Origin of the sequence: Planosporangium spinosum (assembly GCF_049999945.1) — a bacterium.
Lineage (GTDB): Bacteria > Actinomycetota > Actinomycetes > Mycobacteriales > Micromonosporaceae > Planosporangium > Planosporangium spinosum.
In genome coordinates, this window is sequence record NZ_JBLYUB010000025.1 from 29,453 (window position 1) to 50,313 (window position 20,861).

General features: G+C 72.9%; 28 protein-coding genes. 22 read left to right on the forward strand and 6 right to left on the reverse strand.

Translation table 11 applies throughout. From position 1 onward, the window contains the following. Window positions 1–25: 25 nt before the first annotated feature. Entirely contained in the window at window positions 26–757 is a 732-nt protein-coding gene (locus ACNTMW_RS26695; RefSeq protein WP_426636589.1) for a winged helix-turn-helix transcriptional regulator, read from the reverse strand. 189 nt (window positions 758–946) lie between these two features. On the opposite strand from ACNTMW_RS26695, the gene ACNTMW_RS26700 reads away from it, so the two are divergent. From ACNTMW_RS26700 to ACNTMW_RS26725, 6 genes are all read left to right on the forward strand, one after another. After that, window positions 947–1,963 carry a hypothetical protein gene (locus tag ACNTMW_RS26700; RefSeq protein WP_426636591.1) on the forward strand — a complete coding sequence of 339 codons (1,017 nt, stop codon included), beginning with the start codon at window positions 947–949 and terminating at the stop codon, window positions 1,961–1,963. A 57-nt stretch (window positions 1,964–2,020) separates the two neighbouring features. Further along, window positions 2,021–2,800: an LmeA family phospholipid-binding protein gene (locus tag ACNTMW_RS26705; RefSeq protein ID WP_426636592.1), complete on the forward strand. Its 780-nt coding sequence runs from the start codon at window positions 2,021–2,023 to the stop codon at window positions 2,798–2,800. Window positions 2,801–2,915: 115 nt separating this feature from the next. Next, window positions 2,916–2,990 (forward strand): Ms5788A family Cys-rich leader peptide, encoded by a 75-nt coding sequence (locus ACNTMW_RS26710; protein ID WP_426636655.1) that lies wholly within the window; start codon window positions 2,916–2,918, stop codon window positions 2,988–2,990. Window positions 2,991–3,179: 189 nt separating this feature from the next. Continuing rightward, the gene (locus ACNTMW_RS26715; protein ID WP_426636594.1) at window positions 3,180–4,028 is read left to right on the forward strand and encodes a sulfurtransferase; all 849 of its coding nucleotides are present in this window, start codon (window positions 3,180–3,182) and stop codon (window positions 4,026–4,028) included. 14 nt (window positions 4,029–4,042) lie between these two features. Further along, complete coding sequence (locus ACNTMW_RS26720) at window positions 4,043–4,354, forward strand: DUF1416 domain-containing protein (protein WP_426636596.1); 312 nt, start codon at window positions 4,043–4,045, stop codon at window positions 4,352–4,354. A gap of 154 nt (window positions 4,355–4,508) precedes the next feature. Further along, complete coding sequence (locus ACNTMW_RS26725) at window positions 4,509–5,366, forward strand: hypothetical protein (protein ID WP_426636597.1); 858 nt, start codon at window positions 4,509–4,511, stop codon at window positions 5,364–5,366. A gap of 18 nt (window positions 5,367–5,384) precedes the next feature. Here ACNTMW_RS26725 and ACNTMW_RS26730 read toward each other — a convergent pair whose 3' ends face one another. Next, window positions 5,385–5,747 (reverse strand): DsrE family protein, encoded by a 363-nt coding sequence (locus ACNTMW_RS26730; RefSeq protein WP_426636598.1) that lies wholly within the window; start codon window positions 5,745–5,747, stop codon window positions 5,385–5,387. 62 nt (window positions 5,748–5,809) lie between these two features. Between ACNTMW_RS26730 and mtfM the strand changes: the two genes are divergently transcribed. Further along, complete coding sequence (gene mtfM / locus ACNTMW_RS26735; protein ID WP_426636599.1) at window positions 5,810–5,914, forward strand: small membrane protein MtfM; 105 nt, start codon at window positions 5,810–5,812, stop codon at window positions 5,912–5,914. Between the two features lie 58 nt (window positions 5,915–5,972). Further along, complete coding sequence (locus ACNTMW_RS26740) at window positions 5,973–6,602, forward strand: heme-binding beta-barrel domain-containing protein (RefSeq protein WP_426636600.1); 630 nt, start codon at window positions 5,973–5,975, stop codon at window positions 6,600–6,602. 18 nt (window positions 6,603–6,620) lie between these two features. On the opposite strand, the gene ACNTMW_RS26745 is transcribed toward ACNTMW_RS26740, so the two are convergent. After that, window positions 6,621–7,460 carry an aminotransferase class IV gene (locus ACNTMW_RS26745; protein WP_426636601.1) on the reverse strand — a complete coding sequence of 280 codons (840 nt, stop codon included), beginning with the start codon at window positions 7,458–7,460 and terminating at the stop codon, window positions 6,621–6,623. Between the two features lie 34 nt (window positions 7,461–7,494). On the opposite strand from ACNTMW_RS26745, the gene ACNTMW_RS26750 reads away from it, so the two are divergent. The 12 genes from ACNTMW_RS26750 (at window position 7,495) to ACNTMW_RS26805 (ending at window position 15,684) form a co-directional block, all read left to right on the forward strand. Beyond that, window positions 7,495–7,974: a Fur family transcriptional regulator gene (locus ACNTMW_RS26750; protein WP_426636602.1), complete on the forward strand. Its 480-nt coding sequence runs from the start codon at window positions 7,495–7,497 to the stop codon at window positions 7,972–7,974. Then, window positions 7,971–9,050, forward strand: coding sequence for a CAF17-like 4Fe-4S cluster assembly/insertion protein YgfZ (gene ygfZ / locus ACNTMW_RS26755; RefSeq protein WP_426636603.1), 1,080 nt, complete (start codon window positions 7,971–7,973; stop codon window positions 9,048–9,050). The genes ACNTMW_RS26750 and ygfZ overlap by 4 nt, the downstream gene beginning before the upstream one ends. Window positions 9,051–9,053: 3 nt before the next feature. After that, window positions 9,054–9,491, forward strand: coding sequence for an NUDIX hydrolase (locus ACNTMW_RS26760; RefSeq protein ID WP_426636604.1), 438 nt, complete (start codon window positions 9,054–9,056; stop codon window positions 9,489–9,491). 59 nt (window positions 9,492–9,550) lie between these two features. Next, window positions 9,551–10,384, forward strand: coding sequence for a beta-keto acid cleavage family enzyme (locus ACNTMW_RS26765; RefSeq protein WP_426636605.1), 834 nt, complete (start codon window positions 9,551–9,553; stop codon window positions 10,382–10,384). A 147-nt stretch (window positions 10,385–10,531) separates the two neighbouring features. Beyond that, entirely contained in the window at window positions 10,532–11,491 is a 960-nt protein-coding gene (locus tag ACNTMW_RS26770; protein WP_426636607.1) for an asparaginase, read from the forward strand. Between the two features lie 180 nt (window positions 11,492–11,671). Beyond that, window positions 11,672–12,379, forward strand: a complete 708-nt coding sequence (locus ACNTMW_RS26775) for a helix-turn-helix domain-containing protein (RefSeq protein ID WP_426636608.1) — start codon at window positions 11,672–11,674, stop codon at window positions 12,377–12,379. Between the two features lie 2 nt (window positions 12,380–12,381). Then, complete coding sequence (locus ACNTMW_RS26780; RefSeq protein ID WP_426636609.1) at window positions 12,382–12,906, forward strand: hypothetical protein; 525 nt, start codon at window positions 12,382–12,384, stop codon at window positions 12,904–12,906. Window positions 12,907–13,037: 131 nt separating this feature from the next. Further along, window positions 13,038–13,349 (forward strand): DUF2516 family protein, encoded by a 312-nt coding sequence (locus ACNTMW_RS26785; protein ID WP_426636610.1) that lies wholly within the window; start codon window positions 13,038–13,040, stop codon window positions 13,347–13,349. Further along, window positions 13,349–14,236, forward strand: a complete 888-nt coding sequence (locus tag ACNTMW_RS26790; protein ID WP_426636611.1) for an alpha/beta fold hydrolase — start codon at window positions 13,349–13,351, stop codon at window positions 14,234–14,236. Before ACNTMW_RS26785 ends, ACNTMW_RS26790 begins: the two co-directional genes overlap by 1 nt. A 10-nt stretch (window positions 14,237–14,246) precedes the next feature. Beyond that, window positions 14,247–14,384 (forward strand): hypothetical protein, encoded by a 138-nt coding sequence (locus ACNTMW_RS26795; protein ID WP_426636612.1) that lies wholly within the window; start codon window positions 14,247–14,249, stop codon window positions 14,382–14,384. Between the two features lie 9 nt (window positions 14,385–14,393). Further along, window positions 14,394–15,167 carry an EI24 domain-containing protein gene (locus tag ACNTMW_RS26800; protein ID WP_426636613.1) on the forward strand — a complete coding sequence of 258 codons (774 nt, stop codon included), beginning with the start codon at window positions 14,394–14,396 and terminating at the stop codon, window positions 15,165–15,167. After that, window positions 15,160–15,684, forward strand: a complete 525-nt coding sequence (locus ACNTMW_RS26805) for an O-acetyl-ADP-ribose deacetylase (protein WP_426636614.1) — start codon at window positions 15,160–15,162, stop codon at window positions 15,682–15,684. The genes ACNTMW_RS26800 and ACNTMW_RS26805 overlap by 8 nt, the downstream gene beginning before the upstream one ends. Window positions 15,685–15,758: 74 nt before the next feature. Here the strand turns inward: ACNTMW_RS26805 and ACNTMW_RS26810 are convergent, their stop codons facing one another. Then, window positions 15,759–16,520, reverse strand: a complete 762-nt coding sequence (locus ACNTMW_RS26810) for a maleylpyruvate isomerase family mycothiol-dependent enzyme (protein WP_426636615.1) — start codon at window positions 16,518–16,520, stop codon at window positions 15,759–15,761. 63 nt (window positions 16,521–16,583) lie between these two features. Between ACNTMW_RS26810 and ACNTMW_RS26815 the strand changes: the two genes are divergently transcribed. Further along, window positions 16,584–17,666: a UDP-N-acetylmuramate dehydrogenase gene (locus tag ACNTMW_RS26815; protein WP_426636616.1), complete on the forward strand. Its 1,083-nt coding sequence runs from the start codon at window positions 16,584–16,586 to the stop codon at window positions 17,664–17,666. 61 nt (window positions 17,667–17,727) lie between these two features. Here the strand turns inward: ACNTMW_RS26815 and ACNTMW_RS26820 are convergent, their stop codons facing one another. Both ACNTMW_RS26820 and ACNTMW_RS26825 read right to left on the reverse strand, forming a co-directional pair. Next, window positions 17,728–18,561, reverse strand: a complete 834-nt coding sequence (locus tag ACNTMW_RS26820) for a class I SAM-dependent methyltransferase (protein WP_426636617.1) — start codon at window positions 18,559–18,561, stop codon at window positions 17,728–17,730. Then, window positions 18,561–19,328 carry an SDR family oxidoreductase gene (locus ACNTMW_RS26825; RefSeq protein ID WP_426636618.1) on the reverse strand — a complete coding sequence of 256 codons (768 nt, stop codon included), beginning with the start codon at window positions 19,326–19,328 and terminating at the stop codon, window positions 18,561–18,563. Before ACNTMW_RS26825 ends, ACNTMW_RS26820 begins: the two co-directional genes overlap by 1 nt. Before the next feature lie 172 nt (window positions 19,329–19,500). Between ACNTMW_RS26825 and mshA the strand changes: the two genes are divergently transcribed. Beyond that, window positions 19,501–20,850: a D-inositol-3-phosphate glycosyltransferase gene (mshA, locus tag ACNTMW_RS26830; protein ID WP_426636656.1), complete on the forward strand. Its 1,350-nt coding sequence runs from the start codon at window positions 19,501–19,503 to the stop codon at window positions 20,848–20,850. The last annotated feature ends 11 nt before the right edge of the window (window positions 20,851–20,861 follow it).

Genomic DNA, 20,861 nt, shown 5'->3' on the forward strand with positions numbered 1-20,861 from the left:
CTACGGTAGCGGCTGCGGGGTGCGACTACTGACGGGAACCGTGCGCGTACTCTGTGACTTCTTCCGCTGTCACGTCCGGCAGCTGGCGCGTCGGAGGCACCACGAACTTGTAGCCCACCTGCCGCACCGTGCCGATCATCGACTCGTACTCCGAGCCGAGCTTGGCCCGCAGGCGCCGCACGTGGACGTCGACCGTCCGGGTGCCGCCGAAGTAGTCGTAGCCCCACACCTCGCGCAGTAGCTGGTCGCGGGTGAAGACCCGGCCCGGGTGCTGGGCGAGGAACTTCAGCAGCTCGAACTCCTTGTACGTGAGGTCGAGCGGTCGCCCCTTGAGCTTCGCGGCGTAGGTGTCCGGGTCGATGGTCAGCTCGCCGGCCTTGACCAGCGAGCCGGCGCTCCCGGCGGTGGCCTGGGTCAGCCGGCCGACGGCCAGCCGCAGCCGCGCTTCCACCTCGGACGGGCCGGCGCTGGCCAGCAGGATGTCGTCGACGCCCCAGTCGGCGTGCACCGCCACCAGGCCGGCCTCGGTCAGCACCGCCACCAGGGGCATGCCGAGCCCCGTCGCGCGGAGCATGCGACAGGTGGCGCGGGCGTCGGCGAGTTCGGCGCGGGCATCCACCAGGACGATGTCCGGGCTCGGGCCGCCGACCAGGGTGCGGACGTCGCGGGGTGCCGTGCGGACCGAGTGTGGCAGCAGGTCGAGGCCTGGGAGGATGACCTGGCCGGCAGGGGTCGAGGTCAGTAGCAGGATCTCCAAGCGGCACCTCCGTCACCGCCCGCTCCGGGGAGTCGGGCAGTATCGTCACGCCATCGTCCGGCGTCGCTGACGGGCGGCGTAGCTTCAGAGAATACCGGAGATCCCTGGAAAACGGGCTGGTAGGGAATTGCGATGGATCACTCCCGGACACGGTTCGCCCAGGCGGCGGCGCTCTGGCACGATCGTGGCGTGCCTGCGACCCCTGCCGCTGACGATCGCCATGACGACTGGTTACGCGGGCCGCGCGAGTTCGATCCGGCGCAGCGCACCGACCGTGCGGTCGGTGGTCCGCCGCTCGTCGACGAGCCGACCGAGCAGGTCCCGGTGATCCGGCGCGACACCGGTGACGACCCGCGACCCGGTTCGCCGGACGAGCCGGGGTCCGGTTCGCCGGGAGTACCGGCCCGACGGTCGGTCGACCTGCCTGTCGCCGGGGTCGCCGCGCTGCTCACCGTCGTGCTGGCGGCCGGCGCCGCGGCGCCGGCCGGTGCGTACGCGGTGCTCGTTTTCGCGGTGCAGGCGCTGTTCGTCTACTCCTGGGCCACGGCCACGCGGCCACCCGCGCCCCGGACGGTCGCGGGCGTGGGCCTGGCGGCGGCCGCGGCGGCCGACCTCGCCGCGGCATGGGTGGAGCCCGCCTCGCTCGCGCCGCTGGCCTACGTCACGGCCGCCGCGTTCGGTGCGGGCGTGATCGGCCAGTTGGCCCGCCCGGCCGGGCGGGAACGGGTGACCGAATCGCTGGGCAACACGCTGGCCGTGGTGGTCGGCGTGGTCGCGCTGGCCGGTCTGGTCGTGTTGATCCGCCAGCCGGTGGGTAACCGATCGATCGTGGCCTGTCTCGTCGCCGCCGGCGCCGCCGTCACGGTGGCCCGGCTCACCGACACCGTCGCGCCGTGGCCGCGGTTCACGCCGCAGGTGCCGCGCGGCGGCCTCGGCGTGCTGCTGGGCGTACTGGTCGGCGCCGTCGCCGCGGCCGTCGCCGGTTCGCTCGTCACCGGCGTTACCGTCGGTACGGCGGCGGTGGCCGGCCTCGTCGCAGCGGTCATCGCGGCCGTGACCGACCTGGCGGCGTGCTACGCCGAGGCCGGCCGGCAGGTGACGGGCGACGCCCCGGCGCCGGGCCTCGTCGCCCGCGCGCAGGGTCCGCTGCTGGCGCTCGCGTTGAGCGCCCCGGTGGCGTACGTGGTGAGTGCGCTGCTGCTGTAGGGCCGCGGGTAGGCACGCGGATCGGGCCGCTGGGCCGGATACATCAGGGAGGATGGCGTGGCGAGACGGGGACGTCGATGGGTGATCGCGCTCGTCGTGGTCGTGGTGGTACTGGGCGGGCTGTTCGTCGTGGCCGACCGGGTGGCCGTCACCATGGCGGAGCAGCGGATCGCCGACGAGGCCGCCAAGGAGATGGGTAACCGTGGCATCACCTCGGCGAGCAAGCCGCAGGCAGACATCGCTGGGTTCCCGTTCCTGACCCAGGTGCTCGGCGGTACGTACCGGAAGGTCTCCTTCACCGTCGACCACCCGCGCAGCGGCCAGGTCAGCCTCGATCGCTTCACCCTGGTGGCCGACCGGGTGCACGCCCCGCTCGACGCGATCACCTCGGGTCACGGGCAGGTCACGGCCGATGCCGTGCAGGGTACGGCCACGCTGGGCTGGGACGCCGTCCGTGACCTGGTCGACACCACCCCGCTGCGCCAGGTACCCGGACTGGACATCTCGCGGCTGAAGGTCACGGTGCGCGACAACAAGGTGAACCTGGCCGCGCCGGTCGCGTTCGCCGGGATCAACCTCCAGCTCGAGGCCACCGGCACGCTGGCCGTCACCGGGGGAGAGGTGCATCTCCAGCTCGACGACCTGCGGGCGGTGTCGCCGACCGGTGGCATGGCGATCCCGCAGTCGTTCATCGACCAGTATCGCAGCCAGCTCGGCGTCAAGATCGCGGTGCCGAGCCTGCCGTACGACCTGGTCGTCAACAAGGTCGAGACCTCGCCCGACGGCGTCCTGATCATCGCGACCGCCGCCAACGTGGTGCTCGCCGGCCAGGCCTGAGCGACCCGCGCGGGCCGGCGGCGACCCGCGCGACCGTCGCCGGTTGCGTGAACACCGTCTCGCCTGTCGGTCAGCCCGGTGGCAGCGGCGCGTTGCGATGTTACGCTGCCTGACCATGGGCACGCTGCTCACCAAGAGGCGCGCGGTTGATCTCTGCCGCGTGGCCGCCTGTCTGTGTTGCCTCGCCTGACGGCGGGCCGATTGCGTGTGCTCTCGTGCGCCTCTGTCGCTGACAGGGGCGCCGCCTGACGCGGGTTAGTCCCTGTCACGGCCCGGACCCGCCCCCGTGATCCGTCCCTGGGTCGCCCGTGGCGTATGGCCGAAACTCCAGCGCGTGCGGCGGCTCTCCACCCGAATCGTCATTCGAGGGAGCTCAAACATGAGTCGCGACTCTGTACTCGTAACGGCCGACTGGGCCGAGAAGAACATCGGCGCCGACAAGGTGGTGTTCGTCGAGGTCGACGAGGACACCACCGCCTATGACGGCGGACACATCCCGGGCGCCGTCAAGATCGACTGGCGGACCGAGCTGCAGGACCCGGTCCGCCGCGACTTCGTCAACAAGCAGCAGTTCGAGGCCCTGCTGTCGCGCAAGGGCATCGCGGGCGACGACCTCGTCGTCCTCTACGGCGGCAACAACAACTGGTTCGCCGCGTACGCGTACTGGTACTTCAAGCTCTACGGTCACGAGCAGGTCCGGCTGCTCGACGGCGGCCGCAAGAAGTGGGAGCTCGACGGGCGCCCCTACACCAAGGACGTGCCGCAGCGGCCGGCCACCAGCTACACCGCCCAGGAGCAGGACCGCGCGATCCGGGCCTTCCGCGACGAGGTCGTCACCGCGATCGGCTCGCACAACCTGGTCGACGTGCGCTCGCCCGACGAGTACGCCGGTCGCCTGAACGCCCCGGCCCACCTCCCGCAGGAGCAGTCGCAGCGGCCCGGCCACATCCCGACCGCGATCAGCGTGCCGTGGAGCAAGGCGGCCAACGAGGACGGCACCTTCAAGTCCGACGAGGAGCTGCGCAAGCTGTACCTCGACGCCGGGATCGACGAGAGCAAGCCGACCATCGCGTACTGCCGCATCGGCGAGCGCTCCTCGCACTCCTGGTTCGCCCTGCACGAGCTGCTGGGCTACTCCGACGTGCGCAACTACGACGGTTCCTGGACCGAGTACGGCTCGCTCGTCGGCGTCCCGGTGGCGCTCGGCGACGAGCCCGGCGAGGCATGAGAGGAGACGCCACGATGAGTCTTGACGGTTGCGGCGCGCCGGAGCAGGGCACCCCGTTGCCCGCCGGCGTGGACGTGGAGAAGGAGACCGTGATCAGCGGTGTCGTCCAGGCGGACGGCGCGCCGGTCGGAGGTGCGTACGTGCGGCTGCTGGACGCCACCGGTGAGTTCACCGCCGAGGTGGTGACGTCGTCGGCGGGCCAGTTCCGCTTCTTCGCCGCCCCCGGCACCTGGACGCTGCGCGCGCTGTCGCGCGCCGGCAACGGTGACGCGACGGTGTCGGCGGACCGCGGAATAAATGAGGTTGCGGTCTTCGTCACAGCCTGATTAAACTGACAACGGATCCTCCCCAGGATCATTTGAGCGGCCCACCTCTGACGAGAGGTGGGCCGTTCGCCATTTCAGAGGTCGCCGCCGGACTCCGGTGCGCCGCCGACCTCCGGTGCGCCCGGTCGGGTGGTCGCCTGCGACCATGTGCCACGTGACGATCCAGGGCCTTCCCGCGCAGCCAGCCCCCGGCGCCGCTCCGGCCGGCTCCCGTCGCCGCTGGCTGGTCGCGGTCACCGCGGCATGGGCGGTACTGCTGGTCGGGCTCGCGCTCTACGCCGTCGGCCGGGGCGGCGCGACGGTACGCACCCAGACCACCATCGGGCAGGCGCTGCCGACCGTCGACCGGGCGGTCGCCGAGGTGGCCGCCGCGGCGACCGATGCCGGCGCCGTGGCGGAGATCGACGGGTACCGCGAGGTGAGCGCCCGGTGCACGATCACGGCGATCCGCGACGGCGCCCGCTACGAGCGGGCGGTCCACCTGTACGTACCGGCCGGGCAGGAGCCCGCCCTGCTCGACCGCATCCGCGCCGCGCTGCCCCGCGACTACGGCGCGCAGGTGCGCAGGACCGGCAACCACGAGCTGAGCGCCGACGCCGGCGACTTCGTCGCGGTGCGCGGAGGCGTCGCCGGTACCGGTGAGGTCCGGATCGCCGCCGACACCGGCTGCCGGCCACTGACCGGCCCGGTGACCGAGGCCCAGCCGCCGTCGGTCGCCGCGAACCGGCTACCGGGCCAGGCGGTGCTGACCACCCTCAACGTCACCGACGTGCACTGGCAGACCCACCGGGTGCCGTGCGAGCGGGGCGGGTCGATCTGGACCGTACAGGCGGACGGGCCGCCCGCCAGCGTACCGGCGTCCCTGGCCGACGCCCTCCGTCCGGCCGCGCCCGACGCCATCCTGGCCCGGCCCGACCTGTACGTCTACCGCAGCGGCCCGGTCGGCGTCGTCGCGCGGGCCCGCGACGGCGCGGTGACGGTCACCGCGACGACAGGGTGCGGCGTTCAGTAGAGACGACGGGCACGGCGTTCAGTAGACCAGCGCCTGTGCGCCCTCGGCGAGGCACTCCTCGACGAAGACGGCGGCTCCGGCGATGCGGATGCCGTCGATGACGTCCGCTTCACCGATGTCGCGCCGGGCGGCGCACTGGGTACAGGCGGTCACCTGACCGCCGGCGAGGACGGCCGCGAGCAGGTCATCCAGCGGCGCCGAGTGCGGCAGTTCGAACTCGGCCGCCTTCCCGGGCAGGGCGAACCAGGTCGATTCACCGGTGAGCCACAGCGAGGTCGGCACGCCCGCGGCGACCGCGGTCGCCGCGACCGTGAACGCCTGCGCGCACCGCTCCGGGGCATCGGCACCCGCGGTGGCCTTGACGACGAGAGAACGAGCCATGGGCGCAGCATAAGATCTCTGCGTGACCACGATTCCGGTACGGGTGGCAGGGTAGCCCTGTCATGGTCACCGAAATCGGATTCGTCAGCCTGCTGGTCGCCGGCCTCGGCGCGCTGGCCGGCGGGTTGGTCTATCTGGCGGTACGCGTGTCGCGGGGGCGCTGGTGAGCGCGATCGGGGCACGGACCGTGGCAGCAGGTTCGGTCGGGAACGAAAGAGGACGTCGGTGAGCGAAGAAAGCCAGGTCAACCCGGTGTGGATGGGGCAGACGCCGGTCACCCCGTACCCGTACGAGGAGACCCACGACCTGCGCACCGGCCCCGACCTGCACCCGGCGCTGCTGGGACTGCTGCCGTTCGTGGGGGTGTGGCGTGGCCGGGGTCAGGGCGGCTACCCGACGCTCGAGCACGACTTCGAGTACGCGCAGGAGATCCGGTTCAGCCACGACGGCCGGCCGTTCCTGTACTACGAGTCGCGTAGCTGGCTGATCGAGCCCGACGGCACCCCGATCCGCCCGTCGGCCCGGGAGGTCGGCTGGTGGCGGCCGGTGCAGACCGACCCGGCCGCCGAGCACGCGGCCGAGGCGGTGCCCACGAAGTCGGACGAGATCGAGGTTCTGCTCACCCACCCGACCGGCTTCCTGGAGCTGTACATCGGGCAGGTGGTGGCCAACGGCACCCGGGTGGAGATGGCCACCGACGCCGTGGTGCGCACGGCGACCGCCAAGGAGGTCACCGGCGGTCGCCGGCTGTACGGCATCGTCGAGGGCGCGCTGCTGTACGCCTACGACATGGCGGCGGTCGGCCAGCCACCCGCGCCGCACCTGTCGGCCCGGCTGGAGCGCGTCGCCGGCTGACGCTTCACGATCATCGAGCTACACGTACCCGAGCAGCTTCTGTATCCGGGTGGTCTCCGGGGACGGGCCGAGCGCGACCCCGTCGATGCTGCGCACCTCGGTCAGGCCGCGCACCGACGAGGTGAGCCACACCCCGTCGGCGCGGTGCAACTCCTCCGGGCGGACCAGCCGCTCGTCCGCGCGCATCCCGAGGTCGGCGGCGTGCGCGAGCAGGTACGCCGCCGTCGTGCCGGCCAGGATGCCGGTCGTCGCGGCGGGGACCGTCGACAGCACCCCGTCCGCCAGCCACACCAGGGTCGAGGTCGGCGCCTCCAGGGCGTACCCGTCGACGGAGACCCACAGCACGTCGTCGACGCCCTGGTCGGCCGCCCAGCGCAGGCTGGCCATGTTCACCGCGTACGACAGGGTCTTCGCGCCGCCGAGCAGCCACGGAGCCCCGGTACGCACTCGCGCCGGCACGCCCAGCGTGGCGGTGGCCACCGCCACGCCGTTGTGCCGGGCGGCGACGGCGGCGGCGCCGATCGGCGCGATCGTCGAGTACGCGGTGACCGGCCCGCCGTCCTCCGGCCCCCTGGTGCAGACCAGCCGCTGGGCGCCCTCGACCCCGGCCGGCCACACGGCGGCCGCCTGGCCGGCCAGCTCGACCAGGTCCGACCGCGCGGGCAGCGGGATCGCCAGCAGCTCGGCCGACCGGGCCATCCGGTCCAGATGCGCGTCGAGCTGCCACGGTTCACCGTTGCGCAGGTGCATGGTCTCGAAGACACCGTCACCGCGGAGGACGCCGAGATCGTCGGCGCGCAGGACGGGCGTGTCGGCGGGGACGACCCCCACACCGAGGAGGGCAAGTACTCGGGCCATGGTGGCGAGCTTAGTGTCGCCTAGGATCGACGTTGTGTCGTCGTCCAGGTCAGAGGACAGGTCACGGGTCCTACCGGCGCAGGACCCGTCGTTGGCCGAGGTGCTGCGCGCCCGCGGCCTGCGGCTGACCGCCCAGCGCCAGCTCGTGCTGGAGGCGGTGTACGCGCTCGGCCACGCCACCCCCGACCAGGTCCACGCCGCGGTGGCGCGCACGGCGGCCGGGGTCAACATCACCACCGTGTACCGGACCCTGGAGCTGCTCGAGGAGCTGGGGCTGGTGACGCACACCCACCTCTCGCACGGCTCGCCCACCTACCACGCGGTCGGCGAAGACCAGCACGTACACCTCGTCTGCCGGGCGTGCGGCGGGGTCGACGAGGTGCCACCGTCGGTACTGGACGGGCTCGTCGGGGAGCTGGAGCGCACCCGCGGGTTCGCCGTCGACGTCGGCCATGTCGCGCTGTTCGGCACCTGCGGGCAGTGCTCCACCGGGAACGAGAAGGACAATCCGTGATCACGGCATCCGGCGCGGTACCCGTCACCGCGCTCGACCCCGACCACCCCGACGCCGGGGTGGTCGCCCACTACGGCGACCCGATGCGCGAACAGCGCACGCTCGCCACCTCGGTCGGACTGGTCGACCGGTCACACCGGGGCGTGCTCGCGGTACCGGGGGAGGACCGGCTGGGCTGGCTGCACAACCTCACCACCCAGTACCTCACCGACCTGCCCCCGATGACCGGTACCGAGCTGCTCGTGCTGTCCCCGCACGGCCACGTCGAGCGCCACGCGGTGGTCACCGACGACGGTGCGACGACCTGGTTGGACGTCGAGGCCGGGCAGGCCGGGGCGCTGCTGGACTTCCTGACCCGGATGCGCTTCCTGATGCGGGTCGAGCCGGCCGACGTCAGCGCTGACTTCGCGCTGCTGTCGCTGGTCGGCCCGGACACCGACGAAGCGCTGGTCGCGCTGGGCGTCGGGCCGCTGCTGCCGCCGGACGCCGTCGCGGTACCCGGCCCGAAGTTCGCCGCCGGTACGGTGCCGGCGCGGCCCACCATCCGGTACTCGGTCGCCGCGCTGCCCGACCTCGGCGGCTGGGCCCGGCGCATGCCGTACGGGGCGGACCTGCTGGTCCGCCGCGGGACCGAGGCCGACGTGGTCGCCGCGGCCGGGGTACCGCTGGCCGGCACCTGGGCGTTCGAGGCCCTGCGGGTGGCCGCCCGCCGGCCGCGCTTCGGCTTCGAGACCGACCACCGCACGCTGCCCGCGGAGGTGGGCTGGACGGCCCCGGCCGTGCACCTGGAGAAGGGGTGCTACCGCGGCCAGGAGACGGTCGCCCGGGTGCACCACCTCGGCCGGCCGCCGCGCCGGCTGGTCCTGCTGCACCTCGACGGCATCACCACCGAGGAACTCCCGCCGCACGGCGAGGCCGTGACCACGGCGGACGGCCGCCAGGTCGGGTTCGTCGGCACGGCGGCGCGCCACCACGAGCTCGGCATGATCGCGCTGGCCCTGGTCCGGCAGAACGTGGCCGACGACGCCGACCTGCGGGTGGGCGAGGCGGCGGCCGCGATCGACCCGGGGGAGTGAGCGGTGCCCGCCGACCGGGTCGCCGTGGTCCTGCTGGTGGACCCGCGAGGGCGGCTGCTGATGCAGCACCGGACGGCGGACGCCCCCTCGTCGCCGAACCTGTGGGGGTGTCCGGGCGGGCACGTCGAGCCCGGCGAGGACCCCCTGGCCGCCGCGCACCGGGAGCTGTTCGAGGAGACGGGCCTGACCGTGGGCCGGCTGGACCTGTGGTGGCGGGGGCGCAAGCCGGGCTCGTCGCGGGTCGAACTCTGGGCGTACCACGGGGTGACCGCGGCGACCCAGGACGACGTGGTGCTCGGCGAGGGACAGGCGATGGTCTTCCTGCCGCCGGACGAGGTGCGCGCCCGCGACCTGGCCGTCAGCGCCGCCCTGCTGGTACCCGGGTTCCTCGCGTCGGCCGACTACGCGCACGCCGCCGACCGGGCCCGCGCGCTCGCCTGATCCCCGATGAGCGGCCCGGCTGTCCGCGCCTGGCTCGCTGACGTGCGAGGATGCTCGGCGTGACGACAACGACGTTGATCACGGTCGCGCCGACCGGAGCCGAGTCGAGCAAGACCGACGTGCCGGTGCTGCCGGTGACCCTGGACGAACTGGTCGCTACCGCCAAGGAGTGCGAGGCGGTCGGGGCGAGCATCATCCACGTACACATCCGTGACGCCGACGCCCGGCCCACGCTCGACCCGGGCCGGTTGCGGGACACCGTCGCCGCGCTGCGCGCCGAGACGGGGCTGATCGTGCAGCTGTCCAGCGGCGGGGCGGTCACCGACCCGGAGTCCGACCGGCTGCGCGTGCTCGACGCCGAGCCCGACATGGCGTCCTGCACGATGGGCACGGTCAACTTCGGCGACGACGTCTTCCTCAACCGGTGGGAGTTCATCGTCGCCCTGCACGAGACAATGCGGGACCGGGGCATCGTGCCCGAGTACGAGATCTTCGATCTCGGTCACCTGACGTCGCTGGCGCGCCTGCTCGACAAGCACGGGCTGCCCTTCGGCGGGCACGTACACGTCGACTTCGTGCTCGGGGTGCCGGGCGGCGCACCGGGTACGACGGAGGCGCTGGTCGCGTTCAAGCAGGCGCTGCGCGACCTGCCCGAGGGGACCACGTTCTCGGCCACCGGCATCGGCCGCAGCACCCTGCCGGTGCTGCTGGCGTCGCTGTCGGCCGGCGGTCACCTGCGGGTGGGCATGGAGGACACGGTGACGTACGCGAAGGGCCAGCCGGTGGAGAGCAACGCGCAACTGGTGGCCCGCGCGGCCGGGTTCGCCCGGCTGGCCCAGCGCCCGCCGATGCCGGTCAGCGAGGCCCGCACGCTGCTGGGGATCAGGGCATGAGCGAGCGAATCATGGAGCTCGGTGCGGTGGAGTCTCATGCCGGCGGCGAGCGCAGCGAGGTGGCGGCATGAGCGAGCGAAGCGAGCGAATCATTGGGCTCAGTGCGGTGGAGTCTCATGCCGGCGGCGAGCGCAGCGAGGTGGCGGCATGAGCGATTTGTATGCCGGCGGTGAGGTGCTCGCCGAGGTGGTCCGCTCCGGTTTCGTCGAGGGCCGTCACTACGGTTCGGTCGTCGTCCTCGGGCCGGACGGGGAGGTCTCGGCCTGGGCCGGGGACGTGACCGGACCGATCTTTCCGCGCTCGTCGAACAAGCCGTTGCAGGCCGTCGGCATGCTGCGCGCCGGGCTCGCCCTGGCCGACGACGCCGACCTGGCGCTGGCGTGCGCCAGTCACCAGGGTGAGCCGTTTCACGTGGCCCGGGTACGCGCGATGCTCGCCGCGGGCGGCATCGACGAGTCGCAGTTGCGGACGCCGCCGGACTACCCGCTGTCGGAGTCGGCCCGCGACGACGTGATCCGGGCCGGCGGCGGCCGGGAGCCGATCCTGATGAACTGCTCCGGCAAGCACGCGAGCATGTTGCTGACGTGCGCGGCCAACGGCTGGCCGTACGACGGCTACCGGTCGCCCGAGCACCCGTTGCAGCGGCGCCTGCGCGACGCGGTCGAGGACCTGGCCGGTGAGACCGTCGCCGACATCGGGGTGGACGGCTGCGGCGCGCCCATCTTCGCGCTGTCGCTGCGCGGACTCGCCGGCGCCTTTCTGCGGCTGGTGTCGGCTGCGCCGGGGACCGTCGAGCGTCGGGTCGCCGACGCCATGCGCGCCCACCCGGAACTGGTCTCCGGGACCCTGGGCGAGGACACCCGACTGATGCGCGGCGTGCCGGGCCTGCTGTCCAAGGGGGGAGCGGAGGGGGTGCAGGCGGTCGCGGTACCCGGGGTGGGTGCGGTGGCCGTCAAGGTGGACGACGGCGCGATGCGCGCCCGGTTGCCGGTACTCGTGTCGGCCCTGCGCCGCCTCGGCCTGGCCGGCGAGGTGCTGGACGAGTACGCCGAGGCGCCGGTGCTCGGCGGCGGCGGGCGGGTCGGTTCGGTGCGTTCGGTCTGGTAGGGCCTTCCGGGTGCCGGTCCGGCCCAGCGGTGGCTCGGATCGACGCCCGGCGACGGCCGGATACGGCGTCGTAATGCGCCTGGAACGCGCGCGCGATGGAATGGGCGTGTGCCGGGAGTCACGCTAGCTAGAGCAAGCACTTCGCTTGCAGATGCAAGCAGGGCGGCGTACGGTCGAATCGTGACCGCACCACGTGACCTGCCGCGCGACATCGGTGGGTTCATCCGCGACCTGCGCCGCAACGCGCAGATCTCCCTCCGCCAGCTCGCCGAGCAGGCCGGGGTGAGCAACCCGTACCTCAGCCAGATCGAGCGCGGGTTACGCAAGCCGAGCGCGGAGGTCCTGGCCCAACTGGCCCACGCGCTGCGGGTGTCGACGCCGATGATGTACCTGCGCGCCGGCCTGCTCGACGCGAGCGGCGGGCAGGGCGTGCTGGCCGCGATCGCCGCGGATCCGGACCTGAGCATCGCGCAGAAGCAGTCCCTGACCCAGATCTACGAGACGTTCCGCCGCGAGAACCTGCGCAGCTCCACCGGCGCGGGCGAGGAATCCGTCACGTTTGGTGAGCAGGCGGACGAGGGTACGCATAAGGGTGCGGGATCCGGCGCGGCCGAGCAGCGACCGGCAAAGCTCAACTCGGCCCGGCGGAGAACGGCCTCCGCCGCGCCGCCGCGCCGGGCCGCCGGCAGCGGCACGACCCGCAGGGCCGCCACGCCGACCGGCTCGGCCACCGGCGGCGACACCGACGAGGTCGGCGCCACGGCTGGCAAGCCGCGGAAGACCGCCGCCAAGCGGCAGCCACGCACCAACCGATCCGAACCGCCCGCCGAGACGCCCGGCGCGGAGGGCTCCGCGGCGACAGACGCGAACGAAGGAACCGAGGAGTGAGCATGACCGCCAAGACCGAACCCAGGAAGATCCCCAACCCGCTGTACGCCGCCGCCGGCGCCGGTGAACTGGCGTACGAGCAGCTGCGCCGACTGCCGGAGCGCGTCGCCGAGCTGCGGGTACGCGTCGCCGAGCTGCGCCCGGTCGTCACCGACGCCGTCTCCGAGCGTGTCGCGGAGCGCAATCTGCGTGCCGATCTCGACAAGCTGCGCGACGGCGCACTACGCAACGCCCAGGTCTTCATCGCCGGTGCGCAGGTGGCGCAGAAGCAGGCCGTGGCCGTGTACGACGAGCTGGTGGCCCGCGGTGAGCGGATCGTCGCCGGTGCCCGTACCGAGCAGGCAAAGGCGCAGCTCGCCACGGCCAAGGCCGAGTTCAAGGACGCCGAGAAGGTGGAGGCGAAGGCCGAGGCCGAGGCCCTCATCGCTGAGCACGCCGAGGACGCCCAGGCTCCGCTTCCGTCGGCGCCGGTGAAGCCGACCAAGCGCACCCGCGCCGCGGCGAACAAGGCCACGGCCGCCAAGTAGTCGATCCGTCCACGGTCGCCGGCCGCTGCGGCGACCCGGTCACGGCCGCCATGGGCGACGTTGCGCAGGACACGTCCGGTGATCCCCGGTACCGCCGACGCGGTACCGGGGATCGCGCTTAAGCTCAACGTATGGCCCTCGCCGCACCGATCTTCTTCAACCACGTCATCGCCTGGGTGAATCTGCTGCTTCTGGTGTTCGCCCTGCTCATCGAGGTGTGGGCGTTCGGGCACTGCCTGCTCCAGCGCCCTGACGCCTTCGGGGCGATCAGCACCCTGCCCAAGGGCGCGTGGCTCGCGATGCTCGGCGGGTCGATCCTGGTGACCCTGCTCGGCGGGCCCACGTTCATCCTCGGCCTGATCGCGATCACCATCGCCGCGGTCTATCTGCTCGACGTCCGGCCGGCCCTGCGTGACGTGATCGACGGCCGCGGATCCTGGTAATGGACTTCCGCTGGCCGCCACCGCCCGACGGCCGCCCCGACCGGTACCGACCGCCGGCCAACCGTGGTCCGCAGACCGGCCGGCCGACGCTGCCCGCGCCGCCGACCGAACTGGTCGCCACCCCGCACGGGGTCGACCTGGAGTGCCTGACCACCGGCTCCGGTCTGCCGGTCACCGTGTTCGCGCACGGGCTGGCCGCCGGTATCGCCGAGACCCGGCCACTGGGTAGCGGTGTACACGGTCGCCGGATCTTCTTCCAGTTCCGCGGGCACGGCCGGTCGGCCGCCCCGGCGGGCCGCTGGAGCTATCTCGACCTTTCCCGCGACCTGCGGGCGGTCGCCGATCTGTTCGGCGCCACCCGGGCGCTCGGCGTCAGCCTCGGCGCCGGCGCGCTGTGCCGGCTCCTGGCAGACAACCCGAGCCGCTTCGACAAGGCCGTCTTCTTCCTGCCCGCGGTGCTCGACCGGCGGCGGCCCCGGGGCGCCGACGGCCGGCTGGCCCGGCTGCTGGCCGCGGTCGAGGCCGGGGACGCGGCAGCGGTGGCCGAGATCGTCTCCCTGGAGGCGCCCCCGCAGTTACGCAACACCCCGGCCGTGTGGGCGTACCTGCGGCAGCGGCTGGACCAGCTCATGCGCGACGGCCTAGCCGAAGGGCTGGCCGAGTTGCCCGAACAGGTGGCGATCGCGGACCGTACCGCGCTGCGCCGGGTGACGGCATCCACCCTCGTGCTCGCCTGTCGTGGCGACGAGTTGCACCCGGTCGAGGTCGCCGAGGAACTGGCGGCCGCGCTGCCGGACGCCACCCTGCACGTGTACGACCGGCCCGGCGTGATCTGGACCGACCGGGCCGATCTGCGGGAACGCATCGCGGGTTTCCTGAATGACTGACCTTTCCTGGATGACTGACTTCACGGCCGTCCTGATCACGACGTACCTGATCAGCAAGAACGGCATCGGGTGGTACCTGACGACGTCGGCCGACCGCGCCCGTCCGGCCGCCGGCCGACGGGAGGGATCGCAACAACCGACCGGTTAGGCTGCCGCCGTGGTAACCACCGTGCGTCAACGCAACGCCGTGTCGGAGTTCTTCACCGGTACCGGCCTGCTCTTCCGGGGCATCGGTCTGGTCGGGCGCAGCCCGCGCCTCCTGCTGCTGGGCCTCGTTCCGGCGGTCATCTCGTTCCTGGTCGTGCTGGCCGCGCTGGCCACGCTGATCTACTTCGCCGGCGACATCGCCGGGGTCCTCACCTGGTTCGCCGACGCCTGGGCGGAGAGCGCGCGCACGGCCGTCCGGGCACTCGCCGGGTTCATGGTCGTGGCCGTCGGGGTCATCCTGGCGGTGATCACTTTCACCACGCTGACCCTCACCATCGGTGACCCGTTCTACGAGGCGATCTCGAAGCGGGTGGACGACCGGTTCGGCGGTGCCGCCGAGGTCGAGGCGGCGTGGTACCGCACCCTCGGGTGGAACCTGGCCGACTCGCTGCGCCTGCTGCTGCTGTCACTGTCGGTGAGTATCGTGCTGTTCGTCCTCGGGTTCGTCCCGCTTCTCGGCCAGACGGTCGTACCCGTCCTCGGCGCCGTCATCGGCGGCTGGTTGCTCGCGGTGGAGATCTCCGGCGTGCCGTTCAACCGGCGCGGGATGCGGCTTCACGACCGGCGCCGGCTGCTGCGCGCCAACCGGGCGCTGACGCTGGGCTTCGGCGTACCCGTGTTCGTGGTCTTTCTGGTGCCGTTCGTCGCGGTGCTGGTGATGCCCGGCGCGGTGGCCGGCGCCACCCTCCTGACCCGGCGGGTCCTGGGACAACCCCATGAGTAGGCGCCCCACCCTGGTCACCGGGGACATCACGGTGCAGGAGGTCGACGCGGTGGTCAACGCGGCCAACTCGTCGCTGCTCGGCGGTGGCGGCGTGGACGGCGCGATCCACCGCCAGGGGGGCCCTGCGATCCTGGCGGAGTGCCGGGCGCTGCGGGCGAGCCGGTACGGCCGGGGCCTGCCGACCGGTGAGGCGGTCGCCACCACGGCGGGCCGGTTGCCGGCCCGGTGGGTGATCCACACCGTCGGCCCGGTCTGGGACCGTGCGGTCGACCGGACACCGCTGCTGCGCGCGTGCTACACCAACTCCCTGCGGGTGGCCACCGAGCTGGGGGTCGGCTCGGTGGCGTTTCCGCTGATCTCCGCCGGGGTGTACGGGTGGCCGAAGCGGGACGCCGTGGTGCAGGCGCTGGACGCCATCCGTACGGCGCCCTCGGCCCCGGCCGACGTGCGGCTGGTGCTCTTCGACGACGCCACCCGGGCCGTCGCCGAGGAGGTGGCCGCCGACCTGTTCGGCTGACCGACCGTGGCCGGCCGCTGACCGACCGCGGTGCGGTGCCGGCCCTCCATGGGCCGGCGCTCGTCCGCCGGTGCTCAGCCGACCCGCAGGGCCTCCAGTAGCGTCCCGTCGCCGGCGACGTCGAGCACGTCGAACGGCACCCGCCCGTGGAGGGCCAGCAGGAGGTCGCTGGCCGTACCGGTGGCGACCACGCGTTCGTGGTGCCGGTCGTGGTCGAGGAGGGTGTCGTTGTCCAGCAGCGCGATCCCGTCGCCGCGCAGCCGCACTTCCCACGCTCCCGCCACGTCGGCCGCCCGCAGCGCGACGACACCATGCCGGTCGAGGGGGCCCCGCCGGTTACCCGACGGCAGCCAGGTGTCGAGCACCTCGGTGATGCCGTCGGCGGCGAGCTTGGCCTCGACGGGCTCGCTGAGGCCGACGGCCATCTGGGCGTCCCACCGGTGGACGGCGGTCTCGTGGGCCATCCGGCGGTGCCAGAACTCGGCCCGTTTGGGCTGCGGGGCCCAGTTCCACGCCGGCAGGGCCGGGTCGATCCAGTCCAGGGTCTTGAGCAGGGTCGTGTACTGCTCGTCCCACCAGGTCAGCAGGTCGACCCCGGTGGGACCGTCGGTATGGTCGCAAGCCTCCGGCCGGGTGGTCACACCTCGGCTGACGTGTGCGGTCACCGTGCGGTAGACGCCCGCCAGGTGGCGGACCAGGTCCTCGACGGTCCAATCAGGGCAGCTCGGGACCGGCAGCGCGAGCGCACCGTCCTGGCCGACAGCCGCGCGGAACGCGGTACTCTCGGCCCGAAGGCCGGCCACCCAGAACTCCTTGTTGAAGTGCGGCTTGCTCATCCCCATCCTTCCCCACCATCAAACGGCCGCGCCGGTGGGATGTCCCGCCGACTCCAGCCTAGGGTGAACCACGTGCCGGAACGTACCCATCGCGTCATGCTTGATTCGCACACCACGTTGCGGCTGGGCGGCCCCGCCGCCGAGCTGGTCGAGGCGTCGAGCGCCGACGAGATCGTCGCCGCTCTCCGGAAGGTGGACCCGAGCGAACCCACCTCCGATGATGCCGCCATATCTGCATTCGTGCTCGCCGGTGGCAGCAATGTGGTCGTCGCCGACGAGGGATACCCGGGCACGGTCGTGCTCCTGCGGAACCGCGGGTTCAGCGTGCGCCGCGACGGTGACCGGGCGACGGTACGCGTCGAAGCGGGCCAGGAATGGGACGAACTGGTCGCCTTCACCGTGGCGGAAGGGTTGGCCGGGCTGGAGTGCCTGTCCGGCATCCCCGGGTCGGCCGGCGCCACGCCGGTGCAGAACGTCGGGGCGTACGGGCAGGAGGTCACCGAGACGATCGCGGCGGTACGGGTCTACGACCGCCGTACCGGCGAAACCCGCACGATGAGCCCGCGGGAGTGCGGCTTCGGGTACCGCACCAGTGTTTTCAAACACAACCCGCGCTACGTCGTGCTGTCGGTGGACTTCTCGCTCGCCGTGTCGACCCGGTCGATGCCCGTCCGGTACGCCGAACTGGCCCGTTCCCTCGGAGTGGCGCCGGGGGAGCCGGCCGAGCTGGGGCGGGTACGCGAGGTGGTGCTCGCGCTTCGGGCCGGCAAGGGCATGGTGCTCGACCCGGCCGACCCGGACACCAACTCAGCGGGCTCGTTCTTCACCAACCCGGTACTGCCGGCGGCGGAGTACGCGGCGCTGTGCGCGCGGGCCGGGGCGGAGCCGCCGGCCTGGTCCGAAGCGGACGGCTCGGTCAAGGTGAGCGCCGCCTGGCTGATCCAGCACGCCGGGTTCTCCCGCGGGTACGGTCACGACGGCTCCGGTGTGGGCATCTCCACCAAGCACACGCTGGCGCTGACCAACCGCGGTACCGGCACGACCGCCGCGCTGCTGGAACTGGCCCGCGAGATCCGGGACGGGGTACGCGACCGGTTCGGCGTGGTGTTGCGCCCCGAGCCGGTACTGGTCAACTGCACCCTCTGACGCCCCACATTTCGTGATCACGGAAACTTTTCCGGCTCGGGGCCCGGAAAAGTTTCCGTGATCATGGCAAGGGGCGGGGTGCGACGGCGGACCAGGGCACGGTCACCTCGCCCAGCCGCCAGCGGCCCGGCCGGTCCAGCACCGGCCAGCCGGCCGCGCGTACCGCCTCGACGCTGCGGCGCCATCGCTGGCGCGGCCCGAACGACGCGTACCCGGCGTTGGCCCGCCAGGCGTCGTCCAGCGCGCTGATCAGGCCGTGAATCGGCGCACCGGGCACGTTGTGGTGGATGAGCGCCTTGGGCAGCCGTTCGGCCAGCGTGGCCGGTGTGTCCAAGGTGGACAGCGCGGCGGCCAGGGTCAGGCTGCGCGGGCCGGCCGCGTCCAGCGTCACCCAGGAGGCCAGCCGTCCCAGCTCGTCGCAGGTACCCTCGACCAGCACCCCGTCCGGCGCGAGCCGGCGCCACACCGTGGCCCAGGCGGAGTCCACCTCGGACTCGTCGTACTGGCGAAGAACGTTCATCGCGCGTACCAGCACCGGTCGCAGGCCGGCCAGTTCGAAGCCGCCGCGCCGGAACTCCAGCGACGGCGGATCGGCGGCCGGTGCGGCGGCTGCCACCCGGGCCGGGTCGATCTCCAGCCCGACGACCCGCACGTCGGGCCGTATCCGGGCGAGCCGGGAGCGCAGCTCGACCGTCGTGACCGGGCTCGCCCCGTACCCGAGGTCCACCACCAGCGGGTCGTCCGCGCCGCGCAGCAGGCCACCGAGCCGCGCGGCGATCCAGTTGTCCACCCGGCGCAGCCGGTTGGGGTTGGTGGTACCGCGGGTGATGGCTCCCAGCGCCACCGGCGGCCTGCCGGCCCCGGTCCCCGCGCGGCGCGGTGCCCGTGGCGCCATCACTCCACCCGGTGCACCTTGTGCTGGGCTGCCTGGGCGAGCGGGCGGACCACCAGCCGGTCCACGTTGACGTGGTGGGGCAGGGTGGCCGTCCACGCTACGCACTCGGCGATGTCGTCGGCGACCAGCGGGTGAGGTACGCCACGGTAGACCGCCGCCGCCTTGTCGGCGTCCCCACCGAAGCGGACCAGCGCGAACTCGTCAGTCTTCACCATGCCGGGGTCGATTTCGACGACGCGTACCGGCCGGCCGCACAGCTCCAGGCGCAGCGTCTCGGCGACCGCGGTCTCGGCGTGCTTGGCGGCCGTGTACCCGCCGCCGCCCTCGTACACGATGAGCCCGGCGGTGGAGCTGACGATGACGATGGTGCCCGCCCCCGACGCCTCCAGCGCGGGCAGGAGGGCCTTGGTCACACGTACCGTGCCGAGGACGTTCACCTCGTACATCCACTGCCAGTCGGCGAGGTCGGCGTCCTCGACGTAGTCACCGCCCCGCGCCCCGCCGGCGTTGTTGACCAGCAGCTCCAGCGGCCCGGGCAGGCCGGCGACGGTCTCCGCCAGGGCGGCCACCCGGGCGTCGTCGGTGAGGTCGACCGCGACCGCGGTCGCCGATCCGCCCGCGTCAGTGATCTCCTTCACCAGCGCGTCCAGGCGGTCGGCGCGCCGTGCGGCGGCGACGACGTGGAAGCCCTCAGCGGCCAGCCGCCGGGCGGTGGCGGCGCCGATCCCGCTGGATGCCCCGGTGACTACGGCGATCTTCTGTGACATGGTTCGATCCTCCCGCTCCGGGCATCTTCGCCCCCACCGGGGGTACACCGGAAGACGGCGCCGCGGCTCCTGGGAAGATGGAGTGCGCCCGGTGTGTTGTGTTGACGGGCGCGTGCAACGGCGACCGCCGCGCGGGGGCGCGGCGGCGACAGAAGGAGTACCGGTGGCGCGAGTGGATTCGCTGCACAATTTTGGTCCCTGCCGCCGTTCCACCCGCTCGGACCTGCCCCGGCGGGTGGCGACCCTCTCGGTGCACACCTCGCCGCTCCACCAGCCCGGCACCGGCGACGCGGGCGGTATGAACGTCTACATCGTCGAGGTGTCCAAGCGGCTGGCCCAGGCCGGTGTCGAGGTCGAGATCTTCACCCGCGCCACGTCGAGTGACCTGCCGCCGGTCGTCGAGATGGCGCCCGGCGTCCTCGTCCGTCACGTGATCTCGGGCCCGTTCGAGGGGCTGGACAAGGAGGAGCTGCCGGCCCAGCTGTGCGCGTTCACCACCGGGGTGCTGCGCGCCGAGGCGGCCCGCGCGCCGGGCTGGTACGAGCTGGTCCACTCGCACTACTGGCTGTCCGGACAGGTCGGTTGGCTGGCCAAGGACCGCTGGGGCGTGCCGTTCGTGCATACCGCCCATACCCTCGCGAAGGTCAAGAACCGGCTGCTCGCCGCCGGTGACACCCCCGAGCCGAAGGCGCGGGTGATCGGTGAGGAACAGGTGGTGGCCGAGGCCGACCGGCTGGTCGCCAACACCCCGACCGAGGCCCGGGAGCTGGTCGACCTGTACGGCGCGGACCTCGGCCGGGTCGCCGTGGTCGAGCCGGGTGTCGACCTCGACCGGTTCTGCCCGCCGCCGGCCGGCGGTGCGGAGGCGGCCAGGCTCGCCGCCCGGCGCCGGTTCGACCTGCCCCCGGACGCGTACGTGGTGGCGTTCGTCGGGCGTATCCAGCCACTCAAGGCCCCCGACGTGCTGCTGCGTGCGGTCGCCGAGCTGCGCGCCCGTGACCCCGAGACGGCGCGGAAGCTGGTCGTCGCGGTCTGCGGCGGCCCGAGCGGCACCGGCCTGCAACGGCCGGAAGCCCTGATCGAACTCGCCGCCGACCTGGGCATCTCCGACTCCGTCCGGTTCCTGCCGCCGCAGCCCGGTGACGCGCTCGCCGAGCTGTACCGGGCCGCCGACCTGGTCGCCGTGCCGAGCTTCAACGAGTCCTTCGGCCTGGTGGCGCTGGAGGCGCAGGCGTGCGGTACGCCGGTGGTCGCCGCGGCGGTCGGCGGGCTGGTGACGGCGGTGCGCGACGGAGTCTCCGGCGTACTGGTGGACGGCCACGACCCGGCCGACTGGGCGACTGTGATCGGGGGCCTGCTGCGCGCCCCCGGCGAGCGGGACCGGCTCGCCGGTGGTGCGGCGGCCCACGCCCGCAACTTCTCCTGGAACCGCACGGCCTGCGGCCTGCTCGCGGTGTACCGGGAGGCGCTGGGCGAGCACCGCGCCCGCCGCGCCGCGGTGTCCACGGGGGCATGTTCGTGACCGGTGCCGAT